The following is a 6,982-nucleotide window of genomic DNA, read 5'->3' on the forward strand; positions in this document are numbered from 1 at the left end:
TCCCTTCCAGGAGGTAGAGGTGTGGGGCGGGTGAGCTCGGGCCCGCCGTGGGGCGGGCCCGACCGGGGACGGCGGGGTCAGGAACGGGCGGGAGCCGTACCCGACCAGGCGGCCAGGCGGCTGGCGGAGGTCTCGGCTCGCATCCACTCGGGCACGGCCTGGGGGGTGGCGGTGACCCACTCGACGTAGCGGGCGATGCCGTCGGCGACGGTCACCGCAGGCGCCCACTCCAGGGCGGCGTGCATGAGCGCGGTGTCGGCCCGACCGCCCAGCGGGTCGCCGGCGGCGGGCGGCGCGATGCGCATCTCGGTGCCGGGGAAGTGCGCGACGACCTGCTCGGCCACCTCGCGCACCGAGGTCTGCACGCCCGTGCCCAGGTTGAGTGTCTGCCCGGCGGCGCCGGGTGCGGTCAGCGACCGCACGATCGCCTCAGCGGCGTCGTCGCGGAACAGGAAGTCGCGCGCCTGCACACCGCCGTTGTTGAGCAGCAGCTCCTGCCCGAGAGTCGCGTACATCGTGAACTGCGCGACCACCCAACTCGCCGCCCCCGGCTTGGGCACCTGGCCGGGCCCGTAGACAGAGAAGGGGCGCAGCACGGTGAAGTCGCGGCCGGACGCGCGCAGGAGGTGGCGGGTGTGCTGCTCGGCCCACGCCTTCGAGCTGGCGTACGGATTGAGGGGCTGGTGTGGCTGGGTCTCGGTGAACAGGCGCGGGCGGGTCGGGTCGGCGTCCGGACCGCCGTGGCCGTACACCTGGGCGGTGGACAGCAGCACGAGGCGCCGCACTCCGGGGGTGTCGGCGACGGCGCGCACCACGGTGTCGGTGCCGGCGAGGTTGGAGCGGAACGCGGTCTTCGGGGCGGCGAGGCAGCCCTGGACGGTGGAGTGCGCGGCGGCGTGGAGGACGTAGTCGGCGTCGGCGACGAGGTGGCGTACGAGGGTCTCGTCGCCGACGTCGCCGAAGACCAGGTCCGGGTCGCTGCGGCCGGTGCCCAGGAGTGTGAAGACGGCGGGGTCGTAGGCGGACAGGTCGTCGAGCAGCGTGGGGTGGGCTCCGGCGCGCAGCAGGGTGTCGCGCACGGCGGTGCCGATGAAGCCGGCGCCGCCGGTGACCAGGACGCGTGCGCCGGTCAGCGGGCCGGGGGCGGGGCGGGCCATGGGGCCCTCCTTCACGGGGTCGGGGAGAGGGGGTAGGTCAGGAACAGATGAAGGTGCCGGAGAACTTGGTGACGGCGAAGTAGCCGTAGGTGGCGATGACCTCGGCGACGGCCGCGGTCACGCGCTCTTCCAGCGCGGCGAGCAGGGAGGGCGGGGCGGGGGCGGGCCCCGAGGCGGCGGAGCAGTGGTAGGAGGCACGGTAGAAGTCCAGGAAGGGCTGGACGTCGGCGAATTGCAGCTGGTCCTGCCACTCCAGGAGCCGGACCTGGTCGAAGTGCGGAGCCAGGTGTCGGTGGCCGTTGGTGAGGGAGATCCGGGCTTTGGACGATGCCCTGGCCAGATGCGCGGGGCCGTTCAGGGCCCGCAGGGCGCGCAGGTGGACGTCGTACATCTCCACCATCGAGTCGGGCCGGTCGGTGGTGAGCAGGAACCGGCCCCCCGGGCGCAGGACCCGTCGGGCCTCGGCGAAGCACCGGTCCAGGTCGGCGACGTAGTGCGCGGTGTAGACACACATGACGCGGTCGAAGGTGTCGTCCGCGAGGGCGTCGAGCCGGTCGGCGCTGCCCTCGATCCACTCGCACGGCGTCGCCACCCCCGCCAGGCGGTGTCGGGCGGCGGCGAGCATCGCCGGGGAGATGTCCACGCCCGTGAGGTGGCCGGCTGCCAGGTGCGGTCGTAGCCGCTCAAGCACGAAGGCGTTGCCGCAGCCCAGGTCCAGCAGCTCCTCGGTACCGCGCAGGGCGAGGGCCTCCAGCAGGTGGTCGTGCAGGGCTTTCGGGTTGGTGCGGAACCGGTCGTGGATCTTCTGTTTGACCTCCAGGGCGTCGGCGTCGCGGAAGTAGGTCGCGCGGGCGTCCTCCGCCGTCAGGACGGCGTGCTCCTCGGGGATCACTTCGTCGGCCAGCCGCTCCAGGTATGCGGTGGCGAAGGTCTGCGTCCCGGTGACGGTACTCGTCAACATGCGCTCCGATCAGGGGAATTCGGTCCGGCGCGTGAGAGCAGTGCGACGGGAAGCCTCCCGGCGTTCGACCGGGGGAGGTCTACGATGCGCTCCCACCACGAGGCACCGGAAGCATCTGGCACGGTGCTGCGCTGGTGCGCCGATGAGCAGCGCCGGAGCAGCGCCCGAAGGGGCTGTCGGGCACGTCGCTCGACCAGTAGCGTCGGGCGGATCGCTGTCACACGCCCAGGGGAGGGACAGGTTGACCGCGCAGCCGCAGGAACATCCGCTCATCCGTGTACGCGAAGTCAGGAGCCTCGAACGGTCCGCCTTCGCACGGAAGTTACGCGAGCGCAGTGCCGAACTCGGCACGCCTCTAGGAACCGGGCGGGACGGGGTCTTACGCTGGGAGAGCGGCAGGACCCCCGACAACCTCACGCAGCTCGTCATGGCCGACGTGATCGGCATCGACAGCGCCCTGGTCGAATCCCACCCGTGGCCCCAGTGGCTGCAGTTCGACCCGCTCCAGCAGCCCAACGAGTACCCGTGGTCGGGACCCGGCACCGTAGGCGCCCTCAAAGACGTGATCGGAAGCCCCATGGACCGTCGGACGTTCTTCCTCGGCTCGGCCGCGATGACCGCCGCCCTGTTCTCGTGGCTCACGGCGGACCCGGTCGTGGCGGCGCAGCTCACCACGGGCCGGCGCATCGGAGAAGGCGCCGTCACGACGATCGAGCGCCGGGTGCGGGAACTGCGGCTGGCTGATGACGAGGACGGTGGCGGCACCCTGATCCGGGACACGGCGGCGACGCTGGCTGCCGTTACCGACCTGCTGACCAACCGCAGTCACACCCTCGCCCACCAGCGCCGCCTGTACGCGGCCGGCGCGGACCTCGCCCGGATGCGGGCCTGGGCCGCGTTCGACGTCCACGGCCGCTGTGACGACGTGGCGTTCAAGGCCGCCTTGCAGGCCGCGCACGCGGCCGACGACCCGGCGCTGGGCGCCCACACCCTCACCTTCTGGGCCGCAGCCTCGTACAACACGGGACGTGCCGTCGAGGCCCACGCACTGGCCTCCGCCGCCCTGGCTGCCGTACGGGGTAGGGCCGCACCACGCGTGGAGGCGCTGGTCCTCGCGCGGCGGGCGCGAGCGCGCTCCCACCTACACGACGTTGGCTGCTGGAGAGACCTCGACGCCGCCCAGACCAAGCTGGAAGCCGCCGGGCTTGATCAGACCGGTGAACCGGAGTGGGCGTACTGGTTCGACGGCTCCGAGTACGCTGGCAGCCTCGCCTCCACCCAGCTCGCCATGGGCCGGGCGGACCAGGCGGAGAAGGGGTTCGCGCTCAGCGCCCGCGAGGCTGCCGGTACTGTGCGGACTCAGGCGATCTACCTCGTCCGGGCAGCCGACGCCCAGCTCCAGCAGGGCCACGTCGAAGACGCCTGCGCCACCGCGCACCACGCGCTCGACATCACCGCCGAGATCAGCTCCCAGCGCACCACTGGTCCGCTGCGGGACCTAGCCGCCGCCTTGTCCTCTCACTCCCACGTACCGGAGGCCAGAGAGGTGCGGGAGCGGATCTCCGCCACCATCTGACGCCCCGCAAGCAGGGAACGCTGGAGGCCGTCGGTCAGATGATCGGCGGCCGACCGGCTCGGGTGAGCCTCCACACCGTGCGCCAGCTCATCGGCCGTCGCTCACCGTGCCCGCCGCGCAGCCCCTCCGCGAGGCCCTTGAACCACACCCGGAGCTGCCCCGCCGACCGGAACCGGTAGACGCTGATCAGCGTCCACGCCGCGAGGTACACCGGCACGAGCAGCGCCGGCAGACGCCGGTAGGCCACCCACACCCGATTGCGCGCGACCATCCGGTAGAACGGGCCGTGCCTGGCCGGGTTGGTCGCCGGGTGGTGCACCTCGACGCCTGCCGCGTACCAGCCGGTCTTCCCGAGATCCCACAGCCGCCACGACAGGTCGATGCCCTCGTGGAACAAAAAAAAGTGCCCGGGCCAACCACCGACGGCCTCGAAGTCCGTGCGGCGGATCAACACGATGCCCTCCGCCATCACCGTCACCACGCCCGGGCGCCGGGCGTCGGAGGACTTCAACCGCGGCACCCACCGTCCCAGCGTCTCCCCTGTGGTGGGATCAGCGATCCGGGGCTGGACGTACGCCGCGTCGGGATGCCGGTCGAACTCGGCCACCAGGCGCGCGACGGTGTCGGTCTCCGGCAGGATCGCGTCGTTGTCGAAGAACAGCAGGAACTCCCCGGCATCCGGGCCGGCCAGCGCCCGCGCCCCAACGTTGCGCCCCTCGGGAATCCCCATGTTCTCCGGCAGGGCCACGGAGACCGCCCCGGCCGGAACGGTGGCCGGCTCGACGCCGTTGCCCACGATCACCGTCCGCAGGCTGACCCCCTTCTGGGCGAGCACCGACGCCATCGCGTCACGGAACTCGGCCCACCGGTCGTTCATCGTGAGAACGACGACATCGACAGCCCGGTCCGTGCCCTCGCCCATGAAGTTCCGCCTCCACACCCGGTCTAGCCGTACGAGCTCACCCTAGTGCCATCGTGGAGCCGCCTTGGGCTACCCGGAATCGGCTGTCGCGCTCCAGCCCGAGGACGAGCCCCGGCGCTGCGGAGCGGCCCGACCAGACCGTGGTCAGCGGACATGTTGGATCACGGACGTGGCGATCCTCATCATCTTGGGCGCGGCCGAGCACCTCAGCGGGAACTCGGGCCGTGTCTGGAACCGACCGGGCCTTGAATTGCTCACGCCAATCGGTGCAGGCGGCGAGCGTGTACCACAACCATTCCCAGCGTGGAAGCAAAAAAGAATTTATTAACCCGCAGGCGTGCTGAAGGGTAACCCGACTAGACCCTTCTCGTTCTCATATGTGGAATGGGGATCCGGCTGATGCCGGTAGCCATTTGAATGCCCCCCAGCGGCCTGGACTCGGCCTGACAACTTTGGCCAGGCCGCTGGGAGCCACCCTGGAAACACAGGAGGATCACATGAGTGAAACCCCTGCTCGCTGCCCGAATACAAATTCGGGCGCAGAGCCGCAGTCTCCCACGGCCCGTTTTTGGGGATGCCCGCGCGGGTGCACGGCTACACCGCAGCCGGCCGAGCGGTGTGTGGATGTGCTCAACCTGGCGCTGAAGGTAGCGGCGCCCGAGCTCATCGACGCTTTCCTGGAAGGCGCGGCGGCCGAGGAGGCCGCCCTCCTTGTGAGGATCGGCTGGCCGCTCCTGAGCTTGGTGCTGCGCGCCATCGGCAAGGGCCTCCATAAGGCCCTTTGCGCCCGCCGACGACGGGCCGTTCCGGTTGAGCGGGGTCCGGTGAGCCCCTGCGGCCTCGGTTCCGTCTGCGAAGGGGCCGAAGGAGAGGCGGCCGATCGCCGGCGCGAGTAAGTGAGCACAGCCTCTCCTCCTTGGTGAAGTGTTGCGCAGCCCACTGCCGGTCGTGCAGTGGGCTTCATGCGGTAGTCAGCCGCCCGATACCTTTCGGGTGACCTAACCGAAGGAGCCCCTTCCTTGCGCGGCGTCCTTCGAGAACACAACGCGGAATGCCGATGCAGGCACGCGGAATTTACTGTCATCCGCCACTGGCACCGGTTGGTTGTGGCTCGTTCGGACTAACGGCAACGCTACGAAGCGGGAAACGGTGCTGTGCGAAGGCCGAAGGACTGTTCACCCGATTGGGTGACTGGATTATAGGATTATGTGACATATGGCATTGATTCTATGCTCACGGGGTGGCCGATTTTGTCAATTGATGACCGCTATTGACAGGTGCATCATGTCGCGACTGTGCGGAATGGCATTCGCCATTGCCGGACCAGCGGCAGATTCGTGTCAGGCCTCGGCTGCTCGGGCTGAGGGTTCCTAGAGATTGACCAGCTTGAGCACGAAGGGCGGGGCGAGGCGCCGCAGCGTCTCGTGCCCGTCCGAGTCCGTCATGGTGGGGACGCTGTTGGTGGAGTCGAAGGAGAAGACCAGCTCCAACGCCGTCAACGTCTGCTGACGGCGCAGGGGGAGGGCTCAGTCGGCGGGTCGGCCGCCGGCGGGAGCTCAGGCAGGGCCGGGTCGGGGACGGTCCTGATCCATCCGTGGGTGCAGGAGCTGCGCAGAGGGGCTCCCACCGCCCCGCGGGTGAGCCACCAGTCGATGGCGTTGCCCGGGATCACCAGTTCGCCGTCGGGGTCGGCGAGCTGTAGGTCGTGCTCGATGCGCCGACCGTCGTCGGTCTGCTCGATCCATCCGACAGGCGGATCCTAGAACGGAGGTTCGGTCGAGTAGGCGCTGGGGGCGGGGGCGGGTGGACGGTGCAGTCGCAGCATCGCCTCGGCCACTGAGCGCCCCGTGCCGGAGCCGATCTTGGTGCCGCCGTGATCGTGGGCGGTGACGATGAAGCACTCCTCGATCGGCTCCTGGGTGACGACGCCGTCTTCGTCGACCGCGCCCGACTGGCCGGGGTCGAATGAGATCCGGACCGTGCCGCCATCCTGGAGGAACCCGGTGACATCAATGAGCTCGTCCCCCTCGGGCCGGTGCACCAGGTCGTTTCGCTGGTAGGTGGGCGGGACAGGGGTATCGGGCGTGGTTGGCAATATCTCGGTCATCCCTTCATGGTGGTGGCGCCGCTGTTCGCGGAGCCCTTGTGAGCAGAGCCGGTGGCCCGCTTGTGAACGTTGGTAGCGGGTGCGTGGCCGGTACACGGGGCCGGAACGAATCGCTTCGGCGCCGTGGGGGTTCGGCCTCATGGCCATCACGCTGCGACGGCGCGCCCTAGGTGTTCTGACCCGTGAGGTTGGGGACGCGGCTGGCGGGTGGTTTGCCTGCGAGTGCGGTGTGTCCGCGGTGGTGATTGTAGGTGTGGAG

At 69.8% G+C, this 6,982-nt stretch carries 6 protein-coding genes; 2 read left to right on the forward strand and 4 right to left on the reverse strand.

The window, feature by feature from the left end:
* Positions 1-77: 77 nt before the first annotated feature.
* Together ACWDD9_RS42575 and ACWDD9_RS42580 are read right to left on the reverse strand one after the other, a co-directional pair.
* Positions 78-1,157 (reverse strand): NAD-dependent epimerase/dehydratase family protein, encoded by a 1,080-nt coding sequence (locus ACWDD9_RS42575; protein WP_449814638.1) that lies wholly within the window; start codon positions 1,155-1,157, stop codon positions 78-80.
* Between the two features lie 37 nt (positions 1,158-1,194).
* A complete protein-coding gene (locus ACWDD9_RS42580) occupies positions 1,195-2,118 on the reverse strand; it encodes a class I SAM-dependent methyltransferase (protein ID WP_449814639.1) in 924 nt (307 codons plus the stop codon).
* Between the two features lie 427 nt (positions 2,119-2,545).
* Between ACWDD9_RS42580 and ACWDD9_RS42585 the strand changes: the two genes are divergently transcribed.
* Positions 2,546-3,694: an XRE family transcriptional regulator gene (locus ACWDD9_RS42585; RefSeq protein WP_449814640.1), complete on the forward strand. Its 1,149-nt coding sequence runs from the start codon at positions 2,546-2,548 to the stop codon at positions 3,692-3,694.
* Positions 3,695-3,728: 34 nt separating this feature from the next.
* Here the strand turns inward: ACWDD9_RS42585 and ACWDD9_RS42590 are convergent, their stop codons facing one another.
* Positions 3,729-4,616: a glycosyltransferase family 2 protein gene (locus tag ACWDD9_RS42590; RefSeq protein ID WP_449814641.1), complete on the reverse strand. Its 888-nt coding sequence runs from the start codon at positions 4,614-4,616 to the stop codon at positions 3,729-3,731.
* Between the two features lie 620 nt (positions 4,617-5,236).
* On the opposite strand from ACWDD9_RS42590, the gene ACWDD9_RS42595 reads away from it, so the two are divergent.
* Positions 5,237-5,512 carry a hypothetical protein gene (locus tag ACWDD9_RS42595; protein WP_449814642.1) on the forward strand — a complete coding sequence of 92 codons (276 nt, stop codon included), beginning with the start codon at positions 5,237-5,239 and terminating at the stop codon, positions 5,510-5,512.
* An 863-nt stretch (positions 5,513-6,375) separates the two neighbouring features.
* Here the strand turns inward: ACWDD9_RS42595 and ACWDD9_RS42600 are convergent.
* The gene (locus tag ACWDD9_RS42600) at positions 6,376-6,723 is read right to left on the reverse strand and encodes a hypothetical protein (RefSeq protein WP_449814643.1); all 348 of its coding nucleotides are present in this window, start codon (positions 6,721-6,723) and stop codon (positions 6,376-6,378) included.
* Positions 6,724-6,982: the final 259 nt, after the last annotated feature.

It is taken from the genome of Kitasatospora sp. NPDC001119 (genome assembly GCF_053598475.1).

Excerpts from the sequence above, each read along its gene's own strand:
- ACWDD9_RS42590 (WP_449814641.1), bottom strand. The coding sequence starts at position 4,616 with ATGGGCGAGGGCACGGACCGGGCTGTCGATGTCGTCGTTCTCACGATG.
- ACWDD9_RS42585 (WP_449814640.1), top strand. The coding sequence starts at position 2,546 with ATGGCCGACGTGATCGGCATCGACAGCGCCCTGGTCGAATCCCACCCG.
- ACWDD9_RS42575 (WP_449814638.1), bottom strand. The coding sequence starts at position 1,157 with ATGGCCCGCCCCGCCCCCGGCCCGCTGACCGGCGCACGCGTCCTGGTC.
- ACWDD9_RS42580 (WP_449814639.1), bottom strand. The coding sequence starts at position 2,118 with ATGTTGACGAGTACCGTCACCGGGACGCAGACCTTCGCCACCGCATAC.
- ACWDD9_RS42600 (WP_449814643.1), bottom strand. The coding sequence starts at position 6,723 with ATGACCGAGATATTGCCAACCACGCCCGATACCCCTGTCCCGCCCACC.